The following is a 26380-nucleotide window of genomic DNA, read 5'->3' as shown; positions in this document are numbered from 1 at the left end:
CCGCCGGGCCGGTCGATGACTGCCGTGAAAAAGGAAATCCGATCATGAAAGCCGCATCCCACCCTACCGCCCCTCCCCGACCGCTCCGGCGGCGCCACCTGCCGGTACTCCTCGCCAGCCTGGGACTCTTCCTCGCAGCTTGCGCAGGCCTTCCCGCGCCCACCGAACAATTGGCCGTCTCCACCGCGGCAGTAAGTCGGGCGGGGGGCGCAGGCGGCGGCGAGATGGCCCCGGCCGAAATGCAGATGGCGCGGGAAAAGCTGGCCAAGGCCCAGCAGGCCATGGCCGACGAAGATTACGGCACCGCCCGCGACCTGGCCCGGGAAGCCCAGGTAGATGCCCAACTGGCCGAAGCCAAGGCCCTTTCCGCCAAGGCCCGCAAGGCAGCCGACGAATTGAACGCCGGCAATCGCGTGCTGCGCGACGAGATGGACCGCAAGAACAAGTGATCGACCATACACAAGAAGAGAGGAAAGACCATGAGCACACAACGTAGCTTCACGATGACCCTCATCGCCCTGGCCACCCTCGCAGGCTGCACCATGCAGCCCCCGAAGAACGCCCAGTTGGACCAAGCCCGCAGCGACTACCAGGCGGCCCAGGACAACACCGAGGCACGCACTCTCGCCGGCGCCGAAATGAAACAGGCAGGCGACGCCCTCAGCCTCGCCAACCAGGCCGCAGAACGGGGTGACAAGTCCAGCGAGGTGGATCACCTGGCCTACCTGGCCAGGCAACGAACCGCCATCGCCCGGGAAACCGGCAACCGCAAGGCCGCAGAGCAGGCGGTGAACAACGCCGAAGGCGCCCGGGACAAGGTTCGCCTGGCTGCCCGCACAGCTGAAGCCGACATGGCTCACCAGCAGTTGGACGGCGCCCGGGCAGCCACCAGCGACGCCCTGACCCGCAACCAGAAGCTGGAACGCGAACTCAAGGCCCTTAATGCCAAGCAAACACCCCGTGGCATGGTCATCACCATTGGCGACGTGCTGTTCGCCACCAATAGCGCAGATCTCACTTCCGGCGGCCGGCATAATCTGGACAAGCTGGCCGAGTTCCTGAAGAACTACCCGGAAAAAAAGGCGCTGATCGAAGGCTTCACCGACAGCGTTGGCAGTGACGAGCACAACCTCCAACTGTCGGTACGACGGGCTGGAGCTGTCTTGAACGCGCTCGTGGAAAAGGGCATTGCCAGCGAACGTCTATCGACGCTGGGCTTTGGCGAAGCCTATCCCGTTGCAGGCAATGGCAGTAGCAGCGGCCGCCAGATGAATCGTCGGGTGGAGATCATCCTGTCCGACGAAAGCGGCAAGATCTCAACCCGCTGAGCCTGCAGACAGGCAGGCATCCGGCCTCAGGGAGCCGGATGCCCAGCGTCGCCGGGGCGACAGAGCCTGCCGCAGCGGTCAGTGGTGCAGGGTGGCCCCCCTGCGATACACCCGCAGATTCCCCTCCCAGTTACACCCCATCGTCGCACAGCGATAGCGGTGGGTATGACTGAAGACTCCCAGCAGCACATCGATGAAACGCCGTGGAACCCGGTAGGCTGGGCCGTCACAGCAAGGACAAGCCCGATCGTGATAGCCCCCTGCGAAAAGGTCCCGCATCATGACTGCGCAGAAAGCAGAACTGGCACTGCCAGGCTTCCCCCCTCGCCTTCCCACACCTTGAGTCCGGCCTTTTTCGGTCGGCGGGGTGCCGCTGCATCAAGACACTTCGCCATCTGCTCTGCAAATGGCGAGATTTCGGAACGGTCGTCGAGGGCCGGCAACGACGGGGTAAAGCGCATGAAGACACTCATGATTTCAATCCTTCCATAAACGCCCGAGCGCGATGCGGCCCGCTCCGCCACATGCCGGCACCTGGGGTGCGGCACGCGGCGGAACAGCCGGGTCACGAAAGCTTCTTCGGCGGTGAATCGGTGTTGAGCGCCTCAAACTTCTTGATCTGCGCTTCAGCCTCGTCCTTGCTGACCCCGTAGGCCTCCTGGATCGAACCGGCCAAGTGTTCGCGCTTGCCGGAGATCACATCCAGATGATCATCGGTGAGCTTGCCCCACTGGGCCTTGACCTTGCCCTTGAATTGCTTCCAGTTACCTTCCACGATATCCCAGTTCATTTTGCACTCCTTGCGTTGGTGAGCCGGGCGGCGGGAATGCCGACCGGACCTGCGGATCAGCGGCGGTTGATGAAAACACCAGCGAGAAAGCCCAGCACCGCCGCTCCAGCCAGCACATGCCAGGGTTTTTCCCGCATGTAGGTCTGGGTCGCCTCGGTCGCACAGTGCGCCTGATGGAGGGCGCGCCGGCGAACATCGTCATAGCGCGAACGGGCCTCGCCCATCGCCCCCTGTACCGTCGAGCGCGCCGCGGCATAGCCCTCCGCCGTGGTTTGCGCCATGTCAGTGATCAGATCATCGGCGCTCCCGACAACACCCTTCAGATCCTTCACGAATACATCCTTACGACTCTCGCCGCTGGCCGGGATAGTGCTTGAGATAGTGCTTGATTCAGTACTCATCATGCCTCCTGCTTCAAGTGGAGCCTGCGAACAGGCCGGAAAAGCTTCCATCGCCCATCCTCATCGTCTCCGCGCATCACGTCGGTACGCCAGCGCACGCAATCGACCAAGTTCGCCTTCTGCGGCCAGTACGTTCGATACCGTACAGACTCTCCGCACAGGGGCTCACATAATGGGCGCATCGTCCAAGAGAGCCTCCCGCCATGCTGATCATCTTCAAATCCGCCGCCAGCGGCGACGTCATCACCTTCGAGAAGAACGCCCGGCAAATCCTCGAGGTCCTCGGCAAGGACCGCGACGACGGAAAGGGCATCGTCACCGTGGAACAACTCCCGGGCGCCATCGCGCAGCTGCGCCAGGCCATCGCCGATGACCTCGCAACCTATATGGCCCCCCTCGATGAGGTTCCCCAATCGACCTTGGCTGAAGGAGAAGGCGTCAGCTTCCACCAGCGGGCCACTCCCATGCTGGAGTTACTGGAACGCTCTCTGGCGGAACGCGTGCCCGTAACCTGGGGTGTTTAGGCTGGGACACCAAGCGACGCAAAGGCTGACCTGCTTTTGTACGCAGACGTACCGACAGAGCCCCGGTGCTGCACCACGCTGAGCAGAGTCCATTCCGGGAGCACCAAACCGTGGCGCCCCCGCTACTTGGAGTTCGGGAGAACCTCTGTGTCGGCCACCCTCGCACCATCCGCCAACCGCCTGCTCGCCGCCCTTCCTCCGCAGGAGAACGCGCGCCTGCTGGCGCACTGCGACACGGTGGATCTGCAATTTGCCGAGGTCCTGGCAGAACCGGGAGAACCCATTCGCCATGTCTGGTTTCCCACCGGCAGTGCCATCGCGCAGATCCGCCGGATCGATGCGCACGCCAGCCTCGAAGTGGGGCTGATCGGTGACGAGGGTGCCCTGGGCATCCCCCTGGCCCTCGATGCAACCGAGTCGTCCCTGCGTGCCCTGGTCCAGGCCCCCGGCGGCGCCCTGCGCATCTCCGCGCCCGCCTTTTGCCGGGTGCTCGAGGACAGCCCGGCGCTGTCACGAATCCTCCGGCAGTACATCCATGTGCTCATGGGCCAGCTGGCCCAGACCGCAGGCTGCACCCGCTTCCACCTGCTAGAGCCACGCCTCGCCCGCTGGCTGCTGATGACCCAGGACCGCACCCATTCGAATGGCTTCCACATCACCCACGAGTTTCTGGCGCAGATCCTCGGCGTCCGCCGCGTCGGCATCACCCACGCGGCCAGCACCCTGCAGCAACACCAATTGATCCACTATCGGCGCGGCGACATCGCCATCGTCGACCGGGCGGGCCTGGAGGCCGCAGCGTGTACCTGCTACGCCACGGACAGGCTGGCCTACAGCCGCGGCATGCGCGGTGTAGCCCCATCGTGACCTCCGGGGCACCTGCCCGCGGCCCCGCCGAAGCGGCCCTGGTCATCACCTGCGAACACGGCGGCAACCGGATTCCCCATGCCTACCGTGCCCTCTTCGCCGGCCAGTGCGCCCTGCTCGCCTCCCACCGAGGCTTCGATCCGGGCGCACTCGAGATGGCCGAAGATCTGGCACTGGCCTTTGCGGCCCCCCTCGTGGCCTCCACCGTCAGCCGCCTGCTGGTGGACCTGAACCGCTCCATCGGCAATCCGGCGCTCCATGCGGCGCAGGTCCGCCGGCTCTCGAACGAGCAGCGGGAGGACATCCTGGCCCGCTACTACCGCCCCTTCCGGAGCCGCGCCGAGCAGGCCGTGCGGCGCACCATCGCCGAGAACGGCGCGGTACTCCACCTGTCGTCCCACAGCTTCACCCCGGAGCTGGACGGCAAGACCCGCCGGGCCGACATCGGCCTGCTCTACGACCCGCGGCGCCCGGGCGAATCCGAACTGTGCCGGCACTGGCAGGCCGCCCTGGCCGGCGCCGCCCCCCACCTGACCGTCCGCCGCAACTACCCCTATGCGGGCAAGGGCGACGGCCTGACCCGCTGGCTGCGCCAGCGTCTGCCAGCAGACACCTATGCCGGCGTCGAGCTGGAGGTGAACCAGCGTCACGTACTCGAGGCCGGACCTCACTGGCCGGCCCTTCGCCAGATCCTCGTCACCACCCTGCGCCACGCCCTGAGCCAAGCTCAGACCGGCCTCCCCGCCGCACGTGCCGCCCCCCATCACCCCACCATCCCCCGAGGGAGCCCACCATGAACATCCGCATCGGTTTCGACCTGATCTACGAATTCCCGCAGCCCACACCCATGATCCTGACGCTGAGCGTGCATCACTCGCGCATCGACGACATGATCACCCCCGACCACCTGGTCACCGACCCCCCGCTGTCCCACACGGGCTACCGGGACAGCTTTGGAAACTGGTGCATCCGTGTCCTGGCCCCCAAGGGGCTGGTGCGCCTGAGCAACACCGCCGTGGTGCGTGACAGTGGCTTGCCCAACATCGTCGTCCCGTGGGCCCGCCAGAGCCAGGTCATGGACCTGCCCGACGACACACTGCTGTTTCTCCTGGGCAGCCGCTACTGCGAAACAGACCGGCTATCCGAAGAAGCCTGGAGGCTGTTCGGCCAGACACAGCCCGGCTGGTCACGCGTGCAGGCCATCTGTGACTATGTAAATGGGCATATCCGCTTCGGCTATGAACACGCCCGCCACACCAAGACCGCCCTGGAGGCCTATCAGGAAGGCGTCGGGGTCTGTCGCGACTTCGCCCACCTGGCCATCACCTTCTGCCGCTGCATGAACATCCCGGCCCGCTACTGCACCGGCTACCTGGGCGACATGGGGGCGCCGCCGCCCTACGGCCCGATGGACTTTGCCGGCTGGTTCGAAGCCTGGCTGGACGGTCACTGGTACACCTTCGACGCCCGCAACAACGTGCCACGCATCGGCCGGGTGCTCATCGCCCGCGGCCGCGATGCCGCTGACGTGGCGATCAGCAACACCTTCGGCCCCAACACCCTGAAGCAATTCACCGTGCGCACCGAGGAAGTGACCGATGACTTCTCCCCCCCGTAAACGGCACGTCCCTGCGACTAAGCACCGCGCCGGCCGGCATCCGGCGCGGGATGCCCCAGCACCAGGGTGACCGCATGCCGGGCGCCGTCATCCACCAGCCGGATCACCCCATCGGCCTGCGTAACTCCGTCGACCTGCAGCAGGTCGGCCGGCCCGGAGTCGATGGGTCCCCGTGACACGGCGATGTCGAACACGCTCTCCCCGAAGCGGTAATGCATGGAGAACCCCGGCCAGTCGGCCGACAGCCTTGGCGCAAGACGCAGCAGGCTGCCCTCGCGGCGCAGGCCAAGCAGGGATTCGGTGATCAACCGATACATCCAGCCGGCGGCGCCGGTATGCCAGCTCCAGCCCCCCCGTCCCACATGGGGCGGGCAGGCATACACATCAGCAGCCAGGACATAGGGCTCCAGTTTGTAGCGGCCGACCCCCTCGGGCGTGGCCGCGTGGTTCACCGGATTGATCAGCGCCAGCAGTGCCCAGGCCCGCCCGGCATCACCCAGCTCGGCGAAGGCCATGGCCGCCCACACCGCTGCATGGGTGTATTGCCCACCGTTCTCCCGCACTCCCGGCAGGTAGCCCCGGATATAGCCTGGAATCGGGCTGGCCGCGTCGAAAGGCGGGTCGAGCAGCTTCACCAACCCCTCATCAGGCTTCACCAGATGCCGGTCCACCGCATCCATGGCGGCACGGGCACGGCCTGCCGGTGCAGCGCCCGACAACACCGCCCAGCTTTGCGCCACGGAATCGATCCGGCACTCGGCGTTGCCGGCGGAGCCAAGGGGCGTTCCATCGTCGAAGTAGGCCCGTCGATACCAGCCCTCCTCCTCCCCGCTTTCGTTCTCCGCCCCTTCCCAGCCATGGGTTTCCAGGGCCTCGCCCAGGCGCGCCGCCTCCGTCCTGCACAAGGCCGAGAATTCGGCATCGCCACGCTCCCCGGCCAGCCCGGCGAACTGCCCGAGCACGGTGTACAGGAAGAAGCCCAGCCACACACTCTCACCCCGTCCGGCCAGGCCGACCCGGTTCATGCCGTCATTCCAGTCGCCCGAGCCCATCAGCGGCAGCCCGTGGGCGCCGAAACGCAGACCGTGGCGGATCGCCCGCGTGCAATGGGTGTACAGGTCCGCCACCTCGGCAGACTGGGCCGGCTGGTCATAGTAGGAATCATCCCCGGGGTTCACCGGGCGCCCCTCCAGGAAGGGCACTTCAACGTCCAGCACCGCCGTATCCTCATTGGCAGCCAAGTAGCGGCAGGTGGCCAGGGGCAACCACAGGTAATCATCCGAACAGCGAGTACGCACCCCGCGCCCCGATGGCGGATGCCACCAGTGCTGCACGTCACCCTCCCGGAACTGGCGGCCGGCGCACAGGAGCAGATGGGCGCGCAGCAGGGCCGGCTCCGCATGCACCAGGGCCATGGCATCCTGCAACTGGTCGCGGAAGCCGAAGGCCCCCCCCGACTGGTAATAGCCGCTGCGCGCCCACATACGGCACGCCAGGGTCTGGTACAGCAACCAGCCGTTGGCCATCAGGTCCACCGCGGGCTCCGGAGTCTCGATGCGCACGCAGTCGAGGGTCCGCCGCCAATAGGCATGCACCGCCCGCAGGGCTTGCCGGGCGGCTGGCAGGCCCCTGAAGTCCTGGACCAGGCGGTCGGCCTCGGCAACATCACGCCCGGCGCCCAGCCTGAACACCTGCTCCCAGCTTTCGTCCGGATCAAGTTCAACCCCCACCTGGATAGCCGCGCAAGGATCAAAACCTCCCCCGACCCGTCCGGCCAGCCCGATGCGGCCTAGCGCAGCCGGGTGCGCGAGTGTCCCGTTCCGGCCGAGAAACTCCCGCCGGTCGGCAGTGACACCGCGAACCGGCCCATCAGTATCGAAAAACCCCACCCGCCCGGCGAACTCCAGGCTGTAGGGGTTGCGCGCGTGGATGGCCCCGCTGCGCGGCGCGAGCTCGGTGCTCACGTGCATCGCCGACTTTTCGCGCAGGTCGCCCAGCACCCATTCCACGTAGCCGGTCACCGACACCCGGCGCGGCCGCCCTGAAGCGTTGCGCAGCTTGAGCAGCGAGAACTTGACGGCGGCGTTGAGGGCCACGAACACGGTCAGCTCCGAATGGATACCGTCCTCGACCGTCTCGAAGCGGCTGTATCCAAAGCCGTGACGGACCACGTAGGTGCCGGAGCCCCGCGCTGGCAGCGGCGTCGGCGACCACAGATGACCGCTCTCCTCGTCGCGCAGGTAGATGACCTCGCCTCCCGGGTCACCCACCGGATCGTTGTGCCAGGGGCTGAGGCGGAACTCGTGGGCGTTCTCGCTCCAGCTGTAGGCGCTGCCACTCTCCGAGATCAGGGTGCCGAAATACGCATTGGCCAGCACATTGGACCAGGGTGCCGGGCTGCTCCGGCCCGGCGCCAGGGTCATGACGTATTCACGCCCATCCGGGCTGAAGCCCCCCAGGCCATTGGCAAACTGCAGGTCCCGGGCTGCTGCGGCCACTGCCGCAGATGGTTCCTGTGTATCGGGACGGCGGCCGCGCGTGGGCAGCAGGGCCGCCGGATAGGCCGGCAGCGGCTCCCGCTGGCCGAGCTGCTCCTCCAGGGTGCCGCGACAGTCGGTGAGGAGCACGCGTGCCACGGCCTGGAACAGCAGCCGGTCCTCGCCGGATATATGCTCGGCCGGGCGCACAAAGATCCCCCCCGGCCGGTCGATGACGCTGCCGCCACTGCCCGAGGCAATGAGGCCGACGATCTCGTCCTGCAGGCGTTGCCGGTAGCCGGCGTGATCTTCGTTCCAGATCACCAGGTCCACCGCCAGGCCTTTCAGACGCCAGTAGGCATGGGCCTGCACCAGCTGGCGCACCAGCTCCACATTGGCGGCGTCGCCGATCTGCAGCAGAACGATCGGCAGATCGCCAGAAATGGCATACCCCCACAGACCCGACTGGCCCCGCCGGTTGCGGATCAGCAGGCTGGCATCGGCGCGCAGGGCACTCCCCGCGTACAGCACGGCCCCGGCCAGGCGGGCGTACAACTGGGCCTCCGCGTCCGACGCATTGAGCTGCTGCAACTCCACCTGGCTGTGGGTCCACGCCAGTTCGAAGACCCGGTCGGCCAGGTGCCTGTCGCGATACTTGGCCACCAGGCCGAGCGCCAGCTCACGCGTGTCGGCCATGCCGGTGACGATATCCACGCTGACCGACTGCCCCGCTGCCAGCATCAGGCTCTGGCGGATCGCCACGATCGGGTCGAGCACCGGCCCGGCGCTGCCCGACAGGGGGCCCGTCGCTATCATCGCCTGCGGTGATGCGGTGCTGCGGGTCCGTCCGATGAAACGGGCCCGGTCGGTCTCCCAGGACACGCTGTCCGCGTCCACGCCGTGGGCCGTCATGCCGTGGAACAGCCAGGGCGTCGGCTCGTCGGCGGCGCGGGGCCGGCGCATGCACAGGATGGCGCGCTGGTCCGCCACGATCTCCGTCTGCACGAAGAGTTTGCTGAAGGCCGGATGGAGGGCGTCCGCGGACGGGGGCGCGATGACCACTTCCGCATAGCTGGTGATCTCGAGCCTTCTGGGCTGGTCCGAGCGGTTGGTGAGGCGGACTCGGCGCAGCTCGATGTCGTCCTCCGGCGATACGACGATCTCGGTATAGGTCTCGATCTCCGCGCCGGGCCCGACCTCGTCGCAACGCCGGAACTCGACCCGCCCCTCCGACAGGATGGCTTCGTAGCTGAGCGGTGGGCGGCGGGTCGGCTGGTGGGCCGTGGACCAGAATCGCCCGCTGGTCATATCGCGGATGTAACAGAAGGCGCCCCGCTCGTCGCAGGTGCCGTCCTCGCGCCAGCGCGTCACGGCCAGTTCGTGCCAGCGGCTGTAGCCACCTCCGGCCTGGCTGATCATCACGTGGTAGCGGCCGTTGGAGAGCAGCTGGATCTCGGGCATCGGCGTGTCGGCGGTATCGAAGATCCGCAGGGGCACACCCACCGCCGCAGAACGGGCGCTGGGCCCGGTCAGCTCGACCAGTTCGGGGAACAGCCCCGAGGCCCGCGGCACACGCTCCTGGAGCAGCGGCATCACCGCCTGGAACATGGGCTCGGACTCGAAACGGCGCTGCATCGGGCGCCCCAGCAGCAGCCACGCCAGGGCCAGCAGGCTCATGCCCTGATGGTGGGCCATGAAGGCCCGCACCACGGCACGCGGCTGGCCGCGGCGCTGGCGTGCCGGGGTGTAGTCGATGGCCTCGTAGAAGCCGAACTTGCCGATGAAGCCCTCGCCGGCCAGTCGCTGCAGGTTGGCGCAGGCGGCCTCCGGGGCAATCATCAGGGCCAGCACCGTGGCGTAGGGCGCCACCACCAGGTCGTCGGCCAGGCCCCGCTTGAGACCCAGCCCGGGTACCCCGAAGGCCCGGTACTGGTAGTTGAGCCGGGTGTCCACGCTGTTGTAGGCCGACTCCGACATGCCCCACGGCACGCCGCGCTGGCGGCCGTATTCGATCTGGCGGGCCACCGCGGCGCGGCTGGTCTGGTCGAGCAGGGTCCGCTCGTAGGTCGGCATCACCAGCTGCGGCATCAGATACTCGAACATCGAGCCGCTCCACGACAACAGCACCGGCTCCCCGCCGACCCGGGTCAGCAGGCGGCCGAGGGCGAACCAGTTCTCCTTGGGAAGTGCCCCCTGGGCGATGCCGACAAAGCTGGCCAGCCGCGCCTCGGAGGCCAGCAGGTCATAGCAGCTGGCATCCACCCGCCGGTCCTGCACGTTGTAGCCTATGGCGAGCAGGTGCCGCAGCGGGTCGTACACAAAATCGTAATCCATGCAGGCCAGCGCGCCGGCTTGGCCGGCCACGCGGTCGATCTCTGTCAGGCGGCCGACAGCGCGGGCGCTGCCCAGCTCGACGGCATGCCGAAAGGCTTTGAGCCAGGCCTGGCGGGCGGCCACCGGTCCGGCATCGGCGGGGATGGGAATCTCCCGGTGCCAGTCGTCGGCGAGGGTGGCCAGCGCGCGCAGGCTCAGCACCCCGGAGCGCTGGGAGAAGCGGGTCAGGAAGCCCTCCAGCCCCGGCGGAGGGGGCAGCAAGGTCAGCCAGGGCGCCAGCTTGTCCAGCTCACCCAGCATCCGGCGGACTTGCTGCAGCAGCGCCTCCGCCCAACGCCGGATCTCCGCACCGGGCATCAGGGCGTCTTTCGTCTCCACGGTCTCCGCCGTCTGCACCAGTACATTCGCCGCGCAACCGCCAAGGCCTTCCAGCAAGGAGCGGACCACCGGCAAGGTGGCGGGCGCCAGAGCCGACGCGGCGTCCAGCGCACGCCGGCATGCTGCCAGCCGGCTGTCTGCGCCGGGGCCAAGCGCCTCCGCGAGGATCCGCACCGTGTCCTCCATGCCTTCGAACAGGCCAGGTGTGATGATCGGATCGTCCGCAAGTCCAGCGAGGCCTGCCCGCAGGGTCAGCAGATGGCCCGCCAGGTTGCCGCTGTCCACCGTCGACACGTAGAGCGGCGGCATGGGCTGCAAGCTCTGCGTGTCGTACCAGTTGTAGAAGTGTCCCCGGTAGCGGGCCAGGCCTTCCATGCTGGCCAGGGTCAGGGCCGTGCGCTCGAGCACGCTGCCGGCCGGGATGTAGCCGAAATCGTAGGCCGCCAGATTGGCCAGCAAGGCCAGCCCCATGTTGGTGGGCGAGCTGCGGTGGGCCACCGCCGCGCCCCGGTACTCCTGGAAGTTGTCAGGGGGCAGCCAGTGGTCCCCGGGGCCGACGAAGGTATCGAAGTAAGACCAGGTCCGCCGGGCCAGGGCCCGCAGGAAGCGCACCTGCTCCTCCGGCAGATGAGCTTCGCGGCGCCCCAGGGGCCGGCTGACCCACCAGGCCAGCGCCGGCGAGGACAGCCACAGCAGCAGGATGGGCAGGGCCACCCGATGCGCCGTCGGCGCCACCAGGGCCAGGACGGCCGCCACGCTCACCGCGCCGAGCGGCCCTGCCGCCATGCTGCGGAACGCCGCCTCCAGGCTGCCTCGGGCGTGCGCAGCGACCGCCCGTTCGACCTCGCTCGACGGACACCATTCGAGCAGCCGACGGTGGCTCACCCCCAGCCGCCACAGGGTCCGGACGATGGCGTCCAGGTTCGACCACGCCTCGAAGGGCAGGCAGGCCAGTTCGAAGCCGAGTTGCGCCCCGCGCAGCCTCGCCGCCCGGGCCACGTCGGCCAGGTGCTCGCCGAAGCGCGCCTCCTCCGGCTTCCTGACCAGATCCAGCACAGTCACGCACAGCGCAGGCAGCACGATGATGCCCAGCAGCAGTGCGGTCCAGCCCACGGCCGGCAGCCCCATCGCCCAGCCTGCCACCAGCAGCACCAGCAGGGCCGGCGGCACCAGGCTGCGGCGCAGGTTGTCCACCAGCTTCCATTGGGACAAGGCGGACAGGGGATTGGCCATGCGGTGGGGCAAGGCGTCCCCGCCCTCGCCCTTGCATGCACACGGGACGCGGCGCATCAGCCAGCCGGCCAGTTGCCAGTCACCTCGGATCCAGCGGTAGCGGCGCGCCATATCCACCGCATAGCTGGCCGGATAGTCCTCGTACAGCAGCCCGTCACTGAGCAGGCCGGAGCGGGCATGGCAGCCCTCCAGCAAGTCATGGCTGAGCACCCGGTTGTCCGGAAAGCGCCCTCCCAGCGCCTGTTCGAAGGCATCCACGTCGTAGATGCCCTTGCCGATGAAGGAGCCTTCGCCAAAGAGGTCCTGGTACACATCCGAGACCGCCCGGGTGTAGGGATCGATGCCGGGCTCGCCGGCGAACAGGCGGGCATACAGGGAGCGCCCGGCCCCCGGCAGGCTGATCGCCACCCGGGGCTGCAGGATGCCGTAGCCGGCCGCCACCCGCCCGCTCGCGGGGTCGAAGACCGGGCGGTTGAGGGGGTGGGCCATGGCGGCCACGAACTGCCGCGCAGCGTCCTGGGGCAGTTGGGTATCGGTATCCAGGGTGATCACGTACTTGACGCCGGCAAGGCCGGCCCGGTCGCCGACGATCTGGGCAAAACCCTCCCCGCCACCGCCCCGCAGCAGTGCATTGAGATCGGCCAGCTTGCCGCGTTTGCGCTCGCTGCCCATCCAGCTCTGCTCCCCCGGGTTCCAGCGCCGCGGACGATGGAAGAGGTAGAAGCAATCCCCGCCCTGCCCGGCGTAACGGGCGTTGAGCGCCATGACACCCGCCCGCGCCCGCTCCACCAGACCGGCGTCGCCCGGCAACTGCTCCCGGGCTGCGTCGAGAAAATCGGTCAGCAGGCCGAACAGCACACAGGGATCCCGATTGGCCAGGAAGCGCACCTCGAGGGCCTCGAGCAGGCCATCCACACCGGCCTCGCTTCCCAGCATGGTCGGCACCACCACCAGGGTCCGCGCGGTGGGAGGAATGCCCCTGGAGAAGTCCATGCGCGGCAGAGGCCGCGGCGACACCAGCAAGGTGACCAACCAGTTCACCAGCGCCACCGCCAGCTGGCTGCTCACCAGAACGGTCGGCAGCACGAGCGCCAGCATCACCCAGGGCGTGCCCTGCGCCGCCGGCAGCATGCTCAGCACTCCGCTGGAGGCCAGCACGGTGAGCAGGGCAATGGCGCCAAGATAGAGACCCAGGCCTCTCCGCGCGGCCATCCGGGACACGCGGGCCCAGGCCCCCGGATCCACGCCTACCGCCCGCTCGAGGGCCGGGCGGCCTTCGTCCACCAGGTAATAACCCACGTGGGCGGCCCGGCTCATGCCCTCACCCGCCGCCGCCCGCGCCAGGCCCAGGGCCCGGCGGGCCACCTCACCCTCGCTCAGGTGGCCCCGGCGGGCAATCTCCTCGGTGGCATGGCGATAGCGGTCGCGGGTGGCAAAATCCATCCGCCCATAGATGCCGTCCGGGTCTTCCCGCAGCACCCGCTCCACAACACTCTGGCTCTCGACGAAATCCCGCCAGTCCATCGCCCCGAGCACCCGCAGGCTGCCGATGCTGTTGCTGATCGAGACCTGGTCGGCGGCCTGCTGCTGGTTCTCCGACTGGACCAGCTGGGCCACCGTCTGGCCCGACTGGCCGAGGTGCTGTTCGACCCAGGCCAGCGCCTGGGCCAGGGCCGGCCCCCTGCCCTGCAGGCGGCGCGCCAGCTCGGCGACAAAGGCCCCGACCATGGGTGGTTCGGAGCGCACCATGTCGGCGATCACCAGGATCAGGTTGCGCGGGTCGCTCTCGACCCCCTCGACCAGCTGGTCGGCCCAGTTGCCGGCCAGTTCCCGCTCCTGCCGCCCGGTGGCGATGCGCACGCAGACCCGCCGGAGGTTCTCGATCACTGCCAGCCGCAGCATGATCGGAATGGCCCACAGTTCCCCGAGCTCCAGCACCTCGACGGTCTGGTAGGCGGCCACGAAGCAGCCCAGACTCTCCGCGTCCAGCCGGCCGTCGCCGTGGGCAACGGTTTCCAGGGCAATGTCGTAGACCCGCGGCTGCCCGGCCGCCGCCCCCGTGCCGGCCAGCCGCGGCAGGGCACGGCTGTAGCCCTCCGGCAAGAGGCGGCGGGCCATGCGGATCTGTTCCTCGAGGAGGTAGAAGTTGTCGAGCAGCCATTCGCCGGCCGGCGTGATGCGCTGGCGGTCGGCCACCGCGTCGGTGAGCTGCCGGCTCACCCTGGCAAGAACCCGTTCGTTGTCGGCGAGGCGGGCCAGCAGGCGATCGTGGCCCGGGCCGGCGGCCAGCACATGGGAGGCTGCCAGGATCCGGCCATGGGCCGCCATCTGCTCGGTGCTGAACAACTCGGAGCGCAGGGGAGCTTCGTCCATAAGAGGAGCTTCCTGCCAGCCCTGCCGGCCGGGTAAGGCCCGCAGCAGGCGTTGCAGGGTGGCGCTGGCACGTGCCAGGGGATCCCCCCAGGGACGGCGCGACGAACGATTGGTCAGGAGACCCACGGAAACCCTTCAGCAATTCGCCATGCAACGGCTGACGATGAACCGGAGCACGCTCCCGGCAGCCCTGTTTCAGATGCGGCCGCGGCTTCCCGGTCAGCCCTTCGTCGGACTGGCTCCTGTGGGGAACAACTCGGATCCAGCCTAGCCGCTGACGTCCGTCGGGGTCTGTACGCTGGCGCACATGCCCGGCCGAGAGGGGCCCAGGCACAGGCTCAGGGGCCTCCCGACTTGTGTCTCGCATACCAGGCCATGACCGGCTGCACCGTGATCCCATGGACGAGGATAGACGCCGCCACGGTCAGCAGGGTCAGCGTGGTCAGGTGGCTGGCAAGCGCCCCATCGACCCCGTGATGCAGGGCGAACATGAGGTAGAAGACCGAGCCGATGCCACGAATGCCGAACCAGCTGATCATCGCCCGCTGCAGTCCAGGCAAGGGCCTGCCCAGCGTCCCGGCCAGCACGGCCAGCGGACGTACGCCGATGAACAGCACCGGGAGGAACCACCAGGCCATCGCCTCCGGCACCGCGTGAGGCAGCATGGCTCCGATGATCAGCACCATCGCCAGTTCGGCGAGCCTTTCCAGTTGCTCGTTGAATTCTTCCACGGCCCGGGTCATTGCCGCGCTGGCATGGTGGGAGTGGGTCGCGCGCGGCTCGTCGCCCGGATGGCCATCCAGGGACACCGAGCCGGCCAGCGGATGCTCGCTGACCCGGCTGAGGGCCAGCCCGGCCGCGGCCACCGCCAGGAAACCCGAGGCCAGACAAAGCTGGGCGACACCATAGGAGATCGCAATCAGGCCCAGGGACAGAAACTCGTCGAGCCCCACCGCGCTGTGATGGCGGGTCCGCAGATAGACCACCAGCTGACCTATCAATGCCCCCATCAGAGCGCCGATCAGGAGCCCGCCAAGGGTGGACCACATGAGATCGACCAGCCACCAGTGCCAACCGCTGCTGCCCAGGTCGTGCAGCCCCAGCAGGCCCAGCCCGAGCAGGACGAAGGGAAAGGCCGAGCCGTCATTGAGCGCCCCCTCGCCGGCCAGGCTGAAACGCACGGGATCGGGGCGCTTGCCCACCTCCATCTGCACACCGGACGCCAGCACCGGATCGGTCGGCGCGAGGATGCCGCCGAGCAGGATCGCCGCCCCCGGGGACAGTCCCAGGCCGAAAATGCCGATCAGGGCGATGAGCGCCACCGTGATGAACATGGATGGAAAAGCGAGGCGCAAAGGCAACTGCCAGCGCCGGTCCCGCATCGGTACCCCGAGCTTGAGCCCCACGGTGAACAGGGAGATCAGCAGAGCCACCTCGGCCATCAGCTCGAGGCTGGCCGCATCGCGGGAGGGATCGGGCGCGATCAGCCCCAGCCAGCCGGGTCCGAGCAGGTAGCCCAGGCACATGTAGATCATCGCGCTGCTCAGCGGGATCCGGGCCAGCAGCGTTCCCGCCAGCACCATCGAGATGAGCAGGATGCCAAGAAGGAGCGACCAGTGAGCTGCAGACATGGGAGACACCGCCAATGACCGCGCGTATCCCGGGGTGAGTGTTGCGCAAGCGGTAGCCTGAATGCTGCGCCAACGCACGGAATTCCGCCCGCTGCAGCAGTGAGTGGCAACGCACAGACAGACAAGGGACGCGGGGTGCACGCTGACCGATGCATCCTGTCGGAACAAACTGGCGAACGGTCTATCAGCTGCCCCGTTACAATCGTGCTCCCCACTGCGGAAAAGACCGGCAGGCCGCCTCGCATGCGCCCTGCTCAGCACGTTCTCCCTGAACCCGGACCCGGAATGCCCAAAGATCCCATCTCGTCCCCGCTCGGGCCGGCTCACTCTTCCGGCCGCCCCCTCGAGGCACCAGGCAAGCACGCGGGCCACCGCCCGGGCATGCCGGCCTCAGGAACGGCCGGGTTCCCGATCGTCGGCATCGGCTGCTCGGCGGGCGGGCTCGAAGCGCTGGAGGCGATGTTGAAGCACACGCCCGCGAACAGCGGCATGGCCTTCGTCATCGTCCAGCACCTCGCCCCGGACCATCCCAGCACCCTCCCCGAGATCCTGCAGCGCAGCACCGCGATGCCGGTCCTCGAAGCCACCGAAGGCCAGGCGGTGAGGCCCGATCACGTCTACGTGATCCCGCCCAACACCGACCTGTCCCTGCTGCAGGGCTGCCTGCACCTGATCGCGCCCCTCGAGAAGCGCGGCCTGCGCCTGCCCATCGATTTCTTCCTGCGCACCCTGGCCGATGACTGGCAGCACCTGGCGGTCGGCGTCATCCTGTCCGGCATGGGCTCGGACGGTGTGCTGGGCCTGGGCGCCATCAAGGGCAAGGGTGGCCTGACCCTCGTCCAGACGCCCTCGGAAGCCAGTGCAGGCAGCATGCCCGGCAGCGCCATCGAAGCTGGCGTGGTCGATATCACGGCCCCTGCCAACACCCTCGTGGCACGCATCATCGACTACCTGCACCACGTTCCGCACGCTGCGCAGGCCGACGAAAGATCCGCTCCCCTCGCCGATCAGGCCGCCCTCGACCGTATCCTGATCCTGCTGCGCAACCGCAGCGGCCACGACCTGTCCCTGTACAAGCCCAGCACCCTCTACCGGCGCATCGAACGGCGCATCGCCCTGCTGCAGATCGAGAACATCGCCCGCTACGTGGGCTACCTGCGCGAGAACCCGCAGGAGCTCGACCTGCTCTTCCGGGAGATGCTGATCGGTGTCACCCACTTCTTTCGCGACCCCGCCGCCTGGGACTTCCTGCGCGACACGGCAATGCCCGCGCTCTTCGCCCGCTACCCGGACGGCCAAGCCTTGCGCGCCTGGGTCCCCGCCTGCTCGACGGGGGAAGAGGCCTACTCCCTGGCCATTGTCTTCCGGGAGGCCCTCGAGAAGCTCAAGCCGCCGGGACACTTCACGCTGCAGATCTACGCCACCGACCTGGATGCAGACGCGGTCGACCGGGCCCGCCGGGCCTTCTACCCCGCCAACATCGCCGCCGATGTGACCCCCGAGCGACTGGCCCGCCATTTTGTCCAGGAAGACAACGGCTACCGCCTCAACCGCAACATCCGCGAGATGGTGATCCTGGCGCCGCAGAACGTGGTCTCCGACCCGCCCTTCACGCGCCTGCACATCCTGTCCTGCCGCAACCTGCTCATCTACTTCGGCCAGACCCTGCAGCGCAAGGTGCTGACGCTGTTCCACTACGCCCTCAACCGCGACGGCATCCTGCTCCTCGGCAGCGCCGAAACCATCGGCGGACTGACCGATCTCTTCGCGCCCCTCGACAAGAAGAACCACGTCTTCCAGCGCGTGGACCAGAGCGCCCGCGCCCACTGGCCGGACTTCCCGACCCGCGCCCCGGCCGGCCCGCCCGCGGTGGACTTCGGCGGGCGCCCGGACTACCGGGACAGCCTGGAATACCTGACCGACCAGTTGATCCAGCAACACTTTGCCCCCGCCGCCGTGCTGGTCAACGGCGACGGCGACATCCTGTACATCAGCGGCCGAACCGGCAGATACCTCGAGCCGGCGGCCGGCAAGGTCAACATCAACATCCACGCGATGGCGCGCGGAGGGCTGCGAGACGCCCTGATCGGAGTGATCCGCACAGCCTTGCACCAGCCCCAGCCGATCCAGCTGGAGGAGATCCAGGTGGACGTGGACGGACGCACTCACGTGGTCAACGTGACCGTTCAGGGCCTCGACAAGCCCGAGGCCCTGCGCGACCGCGTGCTGGTCGTGTTCCAGGATGTGAAGACCCCCGCGGGGGGCCGCCGCCAGCGGCGCCTGGCCACTGACCGGGAAAGTGCCCTGATGCTGGAACTGAACCAGTTACGGGAAGCCCTGCGCGTGAACCAGGAGGAGATGCAGGCCTCCCTCGAAGAGGTCAAATCCGCCAACGAGGAGCTCCAGGTCACCAACGAGGAACTCACCACCTCGAAGGAAGAGCTGCAGTCCATGAACGAAGAACTGCAGACCATCAATGCGGAGCTGCAGTCCAAGGTGGATGACCTCACCTGGGCCAGAAACGACATGACGAACCTGCTCAACAGCACGGAGATCGCCACCGTCTTCCTCGACAACGAAATGAAGCTGCGGCGTTTCACCACCCACGCCACCCATCTTTTCAAGTTCATCCCCGGGGATGTCGGGCGCCCCCTGTCCGACATCGTCTCCGACCTGGACTACCAGGGTCTGCACGAGGACGCCATGGCGGTCCTGAAGACCCTGATCTTCTGCGAAAAGCAGGTCAGTACCCAGGATGGGCGCTGGTACCGGGTGCGCATCATGCCCTACCGTACCCAGGACAACGTGATCGACGGCGTGGTGGTAACCTTCATCGACATCACCGATATCAAGCGGCTCGAAGCCCGGCTGAGGACACGCGAGAGCCCCAATGCCACCTGACATGCCACCTGACATGCCGCTGGACATGCCTCCGGACGAAAGTGACGCCGGCACCCTGCGACGGGCAGCCGAAGCCCAGCTGCGCCGACTTCCGGCCACTGTGCAAGATGGGCACGCCGACACCCTGCGCCTGGTGCACGAACTTCGCGTTCATCAGATCGAGCTGGAGATGCAGAACGAGGAGCTGCGCCGCGCCCGGGAGGAGGCCGAGACGGCCCGGGAAGCGCTTGAGCGGATCAATGCCCATCTGGAAGCCCTCGTCGCCGCCCGCACGGCCGACCTGGTGGCCGCCCGCGACGCAGCCGAGGCGGCCAACCGCGCCAAGAGCAGCTTTCTGGCCAACATGAGCCACGAGATCCGGACGCCGATGAACGGCATCCTCGGCATGGCGCAGCTGCTGCTGCGCGAGCACCCCGCCCCGGCGCAGGCAGAAAAGCTCAAGCACATCGACAGCGCCGGCCACCACCTGCTGAAGATCATCAATGACATCCTCGACCTCTCTCGAATCGAGGCCGGCAAGCTCGAACTGGAGCAGACCGATTTCAGTGTGGAAGACCTGCTCGAGAGCACGGTGGGCACCCTGGCAGACAGTGCCGCCCTCAAGGGGCTCCAGTTGCTGACGGACTTCCAGGGCGTGCCGCGCTGGCTGCGGGGGGACGACCGGCGACTGGCCCAGGCCCTGCTCAACTACCTGGGCAATGCCATCAAGTTCACCGCGGCGGGCAGCATCACCTTGAGCGCACGCCTGGAAGAAGCCACCGAGGCCGGCTACCTGCTGCGCTTCGAGGTCTCCGACACCGGAATCGGCATCCCTGCGGCTCAGCAGGCAGGTCTCTTCGAAGCCTTCTCACAGGCGGACAGTTCGACCACGCGCCGTTTTGGCGGTACGGGGCTGGGCCTGGCCATCACCCGACGCATCGCCCAGGCCATGGGGGGCGATACCGGTCTGCGCAGCGTCCCCGGCAAGGGCAGTTGTTTCTGGCTCACCGCACGGTTTGGCAAGGGCAATGAAGCCCCTGCCGTGTCGCCCGGGCAGGCGGGGCTGGACGAAATGCGCCTCCGCAACGAGTACGCCGGAGCCCGGATCCTGGTGGCCGATGACGAGCCGGTCAACCTCGAGGTGGTCCGCCTGCTGCTTGAGGACCTCGGCCTGAGGGTGGACGCCGCGGAGAATGGACTTGAGGCCCTGGAGATGGCCTTGGCAGGGCACTACGCGCTGATTCTGATGGACATGCAGATGCCGCAGCTCGACGGCCTCGCAAGCACGCGTGCGCTGCGGGAACTCCCCCACATGGGGGCCACGCCCATCATCGCCATGACCGCCAGCGCCCTGCCGGGCGACCGCGAAACCTGCCTGGCGACCGGCATGAACGACTTCATCTCCAAGCCCCTGAGCGTCGACGCCCTGTTCGGCATGCTGCTGCGCTGGCTCGACGCATCGCGCGGCGGGGAAGCGTCAGCAGACCTCTCCCCGCCTCCGCCAGCCCCCTAGGCAATCACGTCAAGGCCGCGCAACCTGCGCGATGCCGGGGCTTCTCCCGACTCGCCACGCCCTGCTCCGCCCCCGCCTTCGGTCACTTCCATCACCACCATGCGGCACTCGCGGCCTTCTTCATCGGCCGCCGCTTCGATCCGGATCAGCAACTCGGGACGACGCTCCGTCGCCATCAGGGCGATCTCGCACTTGCTGCGCGCCTTGCCGCTCAGGACTTCATCCACGAAGGCATTGAACTCGGGCAGGAAGGCCGGCTTCACATGCGCCGCAAAGCGCGAGCGTCCGAGCTGCGAGCGCTTGACCCCGAGCAGGATGGCCCCCGCCAGGTTGAGCTGCACGATCACCCCCTGGGCATCCAGGGTGAAATAGCCCACCGGCGCAAAGTCGTAGAGATCGGCATAGCGTTCGCGCAGCGCATCCGCCTCGTCATAGGCCTGACGAAGCTCCTCGTTGTGCATTTCCAGCTCCACCTGATGGACCTGCAACTCATGTAGCAGGCGGGCCGTATCCCACTGGTTGCACGGACTCACCGACTGGGCCTGCCTCAGGCGAGTCTCGGCGCGCTGACGCAGGGTCAAGGGGTTGGGACGCGCCCTCTGGCGGGCCAGGGTGACCGTCATTCCTTGGAAGAGCCGTGCGTGCTCGGCCTTCACCGCGTGGTAGCACTCGCATACCCGGTTTTCCAACCCAGCCCTGTCCATGACCTCAATGTGGCCGCGGCGATACTGGATCAGGCCCGCCGCCTGGAGCTTGCCGGCCGCTTCGGTGACACCCTCGCGGCGCACCCCGAGCAGGCCGGAGATCATCTCCTGGGTCACATCCAGCTGCGTACCGGCAATATGGTCGAGCCGCAACAGCAGCCAGCGGCACAGTTGCTGAAGCACCGAATGATGGCGGTTGCACAGCACGCTCTGGGCCATCTCGGTCATCAGCGCCTGGGTGTAACACAGGGACAAGCGCCGCAGGCTGGCGTCCTGCTGTTCCAACTCCCAGCACATGGACTCGGCACGCAGGCGCCAGGCGCCGCCCGCGCACTGGACCACTATCTTGTACTGGCTGGTCTCCCCGCCAAGCACCAGCGGAATGCCGACCAGGCCGTCATTGCCGGTCATCGCCAGCTCCACCGAGTAGCCGTCCGTCAAGGTGGCGATCAGCGAAAAGATGCAACTGGTCGGGAAATACACAAACTCCAGTTTGTCGCCGGATCCGAACATGACCTGGCCTGCCGGCAGCTGGAGGTACTCCAGGCCATCCACCAGCCGGGCATATTCGTCTGGGGGAAGCGCAGCCAGAATTCGGTTCTGTCGCGGCTCGTCGGAGCTTTCGATGGTCATTGCACGTCCCCTTTTGTGCGCACGCCGCCATGACTTCGTGCTTGTAAATAATCGTCACACAGGCAGCTTAGACCATAAACACGCTTGGCTATGTGCGCCGGCCAACATATGCCCTTAGGATTACGGATCCAATCCTCCTTCCAGGCTTTCGGCGCTGCGCTCCGGCCCGCCGAGCAGCTCCCGCAGCACAAACGGCAGGATCCCGCCGTGCAGGTAGTAGTCCACCTCCACCGGCGTGTCGATGCGCAGCAATACACTGGCCTGGGCAATCCGGCCATCGCCGCGACGGATCGTCAGGGTCAGCCGCTGGCGCGGTGCGATGCCCTTCTCGAGACCTGTCAGATCGAAGGACTCGTCGCCGCAGATTCCCAGCGTGGCCGCATCCAAGCCTGCCTCGAACTGCAGCGGCAGCACCCCCATGCCGACCAGGTTGGAGCGGTGGATGCGCTCGAAGCTCTTCGCCACCACGGCCTTCACGCCGAGCAGGCGGGTGCCCTTGGCCGCCCAGTCCCGGCTCGACCCGGTGCCGTACTCCTCGCCGGCGAAGATCAGCGTCGGCGTGCCGGCCGCGATGTAGTCCATCGCCGCATCGAAGATCGTGCTCAGCCCACCGCCGGGCTGGACCACGGTCAGGCCGCCCTCCACCGGGCGTCCGCTGGCATCGGCCGGCAGCATCAGGTTACGGATGCGCACATTGGCGAAGGTGCCGCGCATCATCACCTCGTGGTGCCCCCGGCGCGAGCCATAACTGTTGAATTCGTCGGGCGCCACCCCGTGGGCTTCCAGCCACCGGCCCGCCGGTGAGCCCGGCTTGATGGACCCCGCCGGGCTGATGTGGTCGGTGGTGACCGAATCACCGAAGACCGCCAGCGCGCGGGCGCCGCGGATGAGCGGCAGCGGCGCCGGGACCATCCCGAACTGGTCGAAGAACGGCGGCGCGGCGATGTAGGTCGAGGCATCCCAGGCATAGACCTCACCGACACTCGTGCTGATGGCGTTCCACAGGGGGTTGCCGGTGGCAAAGTCGGCGTAGAGACGGCGATAGGTATCCGGATCGGTGGCCCGGGCCAGCATGGCGCCCACCTCCTCCTGGCTCGGCCAGATATCGCGCAGATAGACCGGCTGCCCGTCACTGCCCCACCCCAGCGGCTCACGGGACAGGTCGATGCCGACCCGCCCGGCCAGTGCAAAGGCCACCACCAAGGGCGGGCTCATCAGGAAGTTGGCCTTGATGGCCGGATGGATGCGCGCCTCGAAATTGCGGTTGCCCGACAGCACCGAGGCGCAGATCAGGTCATGCCCCACAAGGGCCTCCTCCAGCAGCGGCGCCAGCGGGCCCGCATTGCCGATGCAGGTGGTGCAGCCATAGGCCACCACGCGGAAGCCCAGGGCTTCCAGCGGCGCCAGCAGACCGGCCCGCCCCAGGTAGTCCGTCACCACCCGGGAGCCAGGCGCCAGGGAGGTCTTGATCTTCGACGCCACCGTGAGGCCGCGCGCCACCGCCTTCTGCGCCAGCAGGCCGGCGGCCAGCATCACGCCGGGATTGGAGGTATTGGTGCAGGAGGTGATCGCCGCGATCAGCACATCGCCGTGCCCCAGCGTGTCGCTGTCGGCCAGGGCATGGCGCCCGGCCAGATCCAGCCCTGCCTTGCCGTAGCCGCCCTTGCCCGCGTCCTGCTCCAGCAGTGCGTCGAAACGCTCCTTCAGTTCCGGCAGGGGGATCCGGTCCTGCGGCCGGCCGGGGCCGGCCACGCTGGGCACCACGCTGGAAAGGTCGAGCTCCAGCTCGGCGCTGTAGTCGATCTCGCCGGTGCGGGGCATGCCGAACAGCTCCTGGGCCTGGAAGTAGCTCACAAAAGCCTCCACCTCATCGACGCTGCGCCCGGTGGCCGACAGGTAGGCGGCGGTCACCTCGTCCGGTGGGAAGAAGCCCATCGTCGCCCCGTACTCCGGCGCCATATTGGCCAGGGTGGCCCGGTCCGGCAGGGTCAGCGAGGCCGCGCCGTCACCGAAGAACTCCACGAACTTGCCCACCACCCGCGCCTTGCGCAGCATTTCGGTGACGGCGAGCACCAGGTCGGTGGCGGTCACGCCTTCGCGCAAGCGCCCGGCGAGGTGCACGCCGACCACGTCCGGGGTCAGGATATACAACGGCTGGCCGAGCATGCCGGCCTCCGCCTCGATGCCCCCCACGCCCCAGCCGACCACGCCCAGGGCGTTGATCATGGTGGTGTGGGAGTCAGTGCCGACCAAGGTGTCCGGGTAGTACAGATCACCGTCGCGGATCACCCCGCGGGCCAGGTATTCCAGGTTCACCTGGTGCACGATGCCGATCCCCGGCGGCACCACCCGGAAGGTGTCGAAAGCCTGCATGCCCCACTTGATGAAGCGGTAGCGCTCGGCGTTGCGGTGGAACTCGAGGCGCATGTTGAGATCGAGGGCGTTGCCCTCGCGGAAGTGATCCACCTGCACCGAGTGGTCCACCACCAGGTCCACCGGCACCTTGGGTTCGACGATCCGCGGATCCTTGCCAAAGCGCTGCGCCACATCGCGCATGGCGGCCAGGTCGCACAGCAGCGGCACGCCGGTGAAGTCCTGCAGGACGATGCGGGCCACCACGAAGGGGATCTCCTCGCTGCGTTCGGCCAGGGCCTGCCAGCCGGCCAGCCGGCACACCTGGGCTTCGGTGATGCGCTTGCCATCGAGGTTGCGCAACAGGGACTCGAGGATGATGCGCAGGGATACCGGCAGCCGGCCAAGATGGGCAAAGCCCGCCGCCTCCAGGGCAGGCAGAGAATGGAAACGGCCACTACGGCCGGGGGCGATGACAAATTCACGAAGCGTGTCGAAGGCGCGGGCAGACATGGCGTACTCCCGGTGGAGGTGCCCGCTGCACGGGCGAGGCGTGCCTGCCGGGCTCGGCGGGGCACGTTGAAGGAGAAACAACTAGACTCAAGTCAGACCCACGCCCCCCCAACATCGTTCGCCCCCACCAAGGAGATAGCCATGACGCTGTCCACCCGCATCGAGAGAGACGCATTCGGCCCCATCGACGTCCCCATCGACGCCCTGTGGGGCGCCCAGACCCAGCGCTCCCTGCACCACTTCGCGATCTCCACCGAACGCATGCCGGCCGAGCTCATCCTGGCCCTGGCCGAGGTCAAGCGTGCCTGCGCCACCGTCAATGGCGAGATGGGCCTGCTCGCCAGCGACACCGCCGCCGCCATCATCAATGCCGCCGACGAAGTGCTGAGTGGCGCCCACGCCGACGCTTTCCCCCTGTCGGTGTGGCAGACCGGCTCCGGCACCCAGACCAACATGAACATGAACGAAGTCCTGGCCAACCGGGCTTCGGAGCTGCTGGGCGGCCCGCGTGGCCAGTCGCGCAGCGTTCACCCCAACGACCACGTGAACCTCGGCCAGTCATCCAATGACATCTTCCCCACGGCCATGCACCTCGCTGCGCTGGGCAGCCTGCACGACACCCTGCTGCCGCCGCTCAGAGCCCTGGCCGCAACGCTGGCCGCCAAGGCCGCCGAATTCGCCGATGTGGTGAAGATAGGCCGGACCCACCTGCAGGACGCCACGCCCCTCACCGTGGGCCAGGAGATGTCGGGCTGGCTGGCCCAGCTCGATCACGCCGAGCAGGCCATCATGGCCACCCTGCCCGCCCTGCAGGAGCTGGCGGTCGGCGGTACCGCGGTCGGCACCGGCCTCAACACCCCCGCCGACTTCGGCGAGCGCGTCGCCAGCGAACTGGCCTCGCGCAGCGGCCTGCCCTTGCGCAGCGCAGCCAACAAATTCGCCGCGCTGGCCGCCCACGACGGGCTGGTCAATGCCCACGGCGCCCTCAAGACCCTGGCCACCGCCCTCATGAAGATCGCCAACGACGTGCGCTGGCTGGCCTCCGGCCCCCGCTCCGGCCTGGGCGAGCTGCGCATCCCGGAAAACGAGCCCGGCAGCTCGATCATGCCCGGCAAGGTCAATCCCACCCAGTGCGAAGCCCTCACCATGCTGTGCTGCCAGGTGTTTGGCAACGACGTGGCGATCACCATCGGCGGCGCCTCCGGCAACTTCGAGCTGAATGTGTTCAAACCACTCATCGCCCACAACTTCCTGGGCAGCGTACGCCTGCTGGGCAGCGGCATGGCCAGCTTCAACCAGCATTGTGCCCAGGGCATCGAGCTGGATCGCCCACGCCTCGCCGAATTGCTCGAGCGCTCGCTGATGCTGGTCACCGCCCTCAACCCCCACATCGGCTACGACCGCGCCGCCGAGATCGCCAAGCTGGCCCACCGCAACGGCAGCACCCTGCGCGAAGCCGCGCTGGCCCTGGGCCACGTGAGCGGAGAGGATTTCGACGCCTGGGTGAAGCCGGAGGCCATGGTGGGGCCGGATAAGTCAGTTCCGTGACGGCACAAGTCAGATCCACCACCCGTTAGCTGACATCCGTGGTCCGTTAACTCAAATCCGTCACCCGTTAACTGACATCCGCGGTCCGTTAACTCAAATCCGTCACCCGTTAACTGACATCCGCGGTCCGTTAACTCAAATCCGTCACCCGTTAACTGACATCCGCAGTCCGTTAACTCAAATCCGTCACCCGTTAACTGACATCCGCAGTCCGTTAACTCAAATCCGCCACCCGTTAACTGACATCCGCGATCCGTTAACTCTGATCCGCACGCCTTTGACT

At 67.6% G+C, this 26380-nt stretch carries 16 protein-coding genes; 9 read left to right on the top strand and 7 right to left on the bottom strand.

Going from position 1 to position 26380, the window contains the following annotated elements; all coding sequences use genetic code 11:
- Positions 1-44: 44 nt before the first annotated feature.
- Positions 45-449, top strand: a complete 405-nt coding sequence (locus HHL15_RS00160; protein WP_169143803.1) for a DUF4398 domain-containing protein — start codon at positions 45-47, stop codon at positions 447-449.
- A gap of 30 nt (positions 450-479) precedes the next feature.
- Entirely contained in the window at positions 480-1328 is an 849-nt protein-coding gene (locus HHL15_RS00155; RefSeq protein ID WP_169143802.1) for an OmpA family protein, read from the top strand.
- A gap of 278 nt (positions 1329-1606) precedes the next feature.
- On the opposite strand, the gene HHL15_RS00150 is transcribed toward HHL15_RS00155, so the two are convergent.
- The 3 genes from HHL15_RS00150 to HHL15_RS00140 form a co-directional block, all read right to left on the bottom strand.
- Positions 1607-1801, bottom strand: coding sequence for a hypothetical protein (locus HHL15_RS00150; protein ID WP_169143801.1), 195 nt, complete (start codon positions 1799-1801; stop codon positions 1607-1609).
- Positions 1802-1893: 92 nt separating this feature from the next.
- Entirely contained in the window at positions 1894-2118 is a 225-nt protein-coding gene (locus HHL15_RS00145; protein WP_169143800.1) for a CsbD family protein, read from the bottom strand.
- 56 nt (positions 2119-2174) lie between these two features.
- On the bottom strand, positions 2175-2522 hold the full coding sequence (locus HHL15_RS00140; protein ID WP_169143799.1) for a DUF883 family protein: 348 nt from the start codon (positions 2520-2522) through the stop codon (positions 2175-2177).
- Between the two features lie 200 nt (positions 2523-2722).
- On the opposite strand from HHL15_RS00140, the gene HHL15_RS00135 reads away from it, so the two are divergent.
- The 4 genes from HHL15_RS00135 (at position 2723) to HHL15_RS00120 (ending at position 5528) form a co-directional block, all read left to right on the top strand.
- Entirely contained in the window at positions 2723-3043 is a 321-nt protein-coding gene (locus HHL15_RS00135; RefSeq protein ID WP_169143798.1) for a DUF1840 domain-containing protein, read from the top strand.
- Between the two features lie 147 nt (positions 3044-3190).
- Positions 3191-3910 (top strand): Crp/Fnr family transcriptional regulator, encoded by a 720-nt coding sequence (locus tag HHL15_RS00130; protein WP_169143797.1) that lies wholly within the window; start codon positions 3191-3193, stop codon positions 3908-3910.
- Entirely contained in the window at positions 3907-4707 is an 801-nt protein-coding gene (locus HHL15_RS00125) for an N-formylglutamate amidohydrolase (RefSeq protein ID WP_328824967.1), read from the top strand. The genes HHL15_RS00130 and HHL15_RS00125 overlap by 4 nt, the downstream gene beginning before the upstream one ends.
- Positions 4704-5528, top strand: coding sequence for a transglutaminase-like domain-containing protein (locus HHL15_RS00120; RefSeq protein ID WP_169143796.1), 825 nt, complete (start codon positions 4704-4706; stop codon positions 5526-5528). The genes HHL15_RS00125 and HHL15_RS00120 overlap by 4 nt, the downstream gene beginning before the upstream one ends.
- Positions 5529-5545: 17 nt before the next feature.
- On the opposite strand, the gene HHL15_RS26725 is transcribed toward HHL15_RS00120, so the two are convergent.
- Together HHL15_RS26725 and HHL15_RS00110 are read right to left on the bottom strand one after the other, a co-directional pair.
- On the bottom strand, positions 5546-14449 hold the full coding sequence (locus HHL15_RS26725) for a GH36-type glycosyl hydrolase domain-containing protein (RefSeq protein ID WP_328824966.1): 8904 nt from the start codon (positions 14447-14449) through the stop codon (positions 5546-5548).
- A 212-nt stretch (positions 14450-14661) separates the two neighbouring features.
- Complete coding sequence (locus HHL15_RS00110; protein ID WP_169143795.1) at positions 14662-15954, bottom strand: cation:proton antiporter; 1293 nt, start codon at positions 15952-15954, stop codon at positions 14662-14664.
- Between the two features lie 285 nt (positions 15955-16239).
- On the opposite strand from HHL15_RS00110, the gene HHL15_RS00105 reads away from it, so the two are divergent.
- Both HHL15_RS00105 and HHL15_RS00100 read left to right on the top strand, forming a co-directional pair.
- A complete protein-coding gene (locus HHL15_RS00105) occupies positions 16240-18855 on the top strand; it encodes a chemotaxis protein CheB (RefSeq protein ID WP_206198515.1) in 2616 nt (871 codons plus the stop codon).
- Positions 18845-20347, top strand: coding sequence for an ATP-binding protein (locus tag HHL15_RS00100; protein WP_169143794.1), 1503 nt, complete (start codon positions 18845-18847; stop codon positions 20345-20347). The genes HHL15_RS00105 and HHL15_RS00100 overlap by 11 nt, the downstream gene beginning before the upstream one ends.
- Here the strand turns inward: HHL15_RS00100 and HHL15_RS00095 are convergent.
- Positions 20344-21684 carry a helix-turn-helix domain-containing protein gene (locus tag HHL15_RS00095; RefSeq protein WP_169143793.1) on the bottom strand — a complete coding sequence of 447 codons (1341 nt, stop codon included), beginning with the start codon at positions 21682-21684 and terminating at the stop codon, positions 20344-20346. The genes HHL15_RS00100 and HHL15_RS00095 overlap by 4 nt on opposite strands.
- Positions 21685-21804: 120 nt before the next feature.
- Positions 21805-24549 carry an aconitate hydratase AcnA gene (gene acnA, locus HHL15_RS00090; protein ID WP_169143792.1) on the bottom strand — a complete coding sequence of 915 codons (2745 nt, stop codon included), beginning with the start codon at positions 24547-24549 and terminating at the stop codon, positions 21805-21807.
- A 141-nt stretch (positions 24550-24690) separates the two neighbouring features.
- On the opposite strand from acnA, the gene fumC reads away from it, so the two are divergent.
- Positions 24691-26097 carry a class II fumarate hydratase gene (gene fumC, locus HHL15_RS00085; RefSeq protein WP_206198514.1) on the top strand — a complete coding sequence of 469 codons (1407 nt, stop codon included), beginning with the start codon at positions 24691-24693 and terminating at the stop codon, positions 26095-26097.
- The last annotated feature ends 283 nt before the right edge of the window (positions 26098-26380 follow it).

It is taken from the genome of Zoogloea dura (assembly GCF_012927165.1).
GTDB lineage: Bacteria > Pseudomonadota > Gammaproteobacteria > Burkholderiales > Rhodocyclaceae > Zoogloea > Zoogloea dura.
The sequence above is the reverse complement of the archived record's forward strand: the minus strand, read 5'-3'. Positions and strand labels throughout refer to the sequence as shown.

Bases quoted from the DNA above. Each gene is read 5' to 3' on its own strand.
- HHL15_RS00150 (WP_169143801.1), bottom strand. From the start codon at position 1,801: ATGAGTGTCTTCATGCGCTTTACCCCGTCGTTGCCGGCCCTCGACGAC.
- HHL15_RS00160 (WP_169143803.1), top strand. From the start codon at position 45: ATGAAAGCCGCATCCCACCCTACCGCCCCTCCCCGACCGCTCCGGCGG.
- HHL15_RS00145 (WP_169143800.1), bottom strand. From the start codon at position 2,118: ATGAACTGGGATATCGTGGAAGGTAACTGGAAGCAATTCAAGGGCAAG.
- HHL15_RS00105 (WP_206198515.1), top strand. From the start codon at position 16,240: ATGCCCAAAGATCCCATCTCGTCCCCGCTCGGGCCGGCTCACTCTTCC.
- HHL15_RS00135 (WP_169143798.1), top strand. From the start codon at position 2,723: ATGCTGATCATCTTCAAATCCGCCGCCAGCGGCGACGTCATCACCTTC.
- HHL15_RS00100 (WP_169143794.1), top strand. From the start codon at position 18,845: ATGCCACCTGACATGCCACCTGACATGCCGCTGGACATGCCTCCGGAC.
- HHL15_RS00095 (WP_169143793.1), bottom strand. From the start codon at position 21,684: ATGACCATCGAAAGCTCCGACGAGCCGCGACAGAACCGAATTCTGGCT.
- HHL15_RS00140 (WP_169143799.1), bottom strand. From the start codon at position 2,522: ATGATGAGTACTGAATCAAGCACTATCTCAAGCACTATCCCGGCCAGC.
- fumC (WP_206198514.1), top strand. From the start codon at position 24,691: ATGACGCTGTCCACCCGCATCGAGAGAGACGCATTCGGCCCCATCGAC.
- HHL15_RS00155 (WP_169143802.1), top strand. From the start codon at position 480: ATGAGCACACAACGTAGCTTCACGATGACCCTCATCGCCCTGGCCACC.
- HHL15_RS00110 (WP_169143795.1), bottom strand. From the start codon at position 15,954: ATGTCTGCAGCTCACTGGTCGCTCCTTCTTGGCATCCTGCTCATCTCG.
- HHL15_RS00120 (WP_169143796.1), top strand. From the start codon at position 4,704: ATGAACATCCGCATCGGTTTCGACCTGATCTACGAATTCCCGCAGCCC.
- acnA (WP_169143792.1), bottom strand. From the start codon at position 24,549: ATGTCTGCCCGCGCCTTCGACACGCTTCGTGAATTTGTCATCGCCCCC.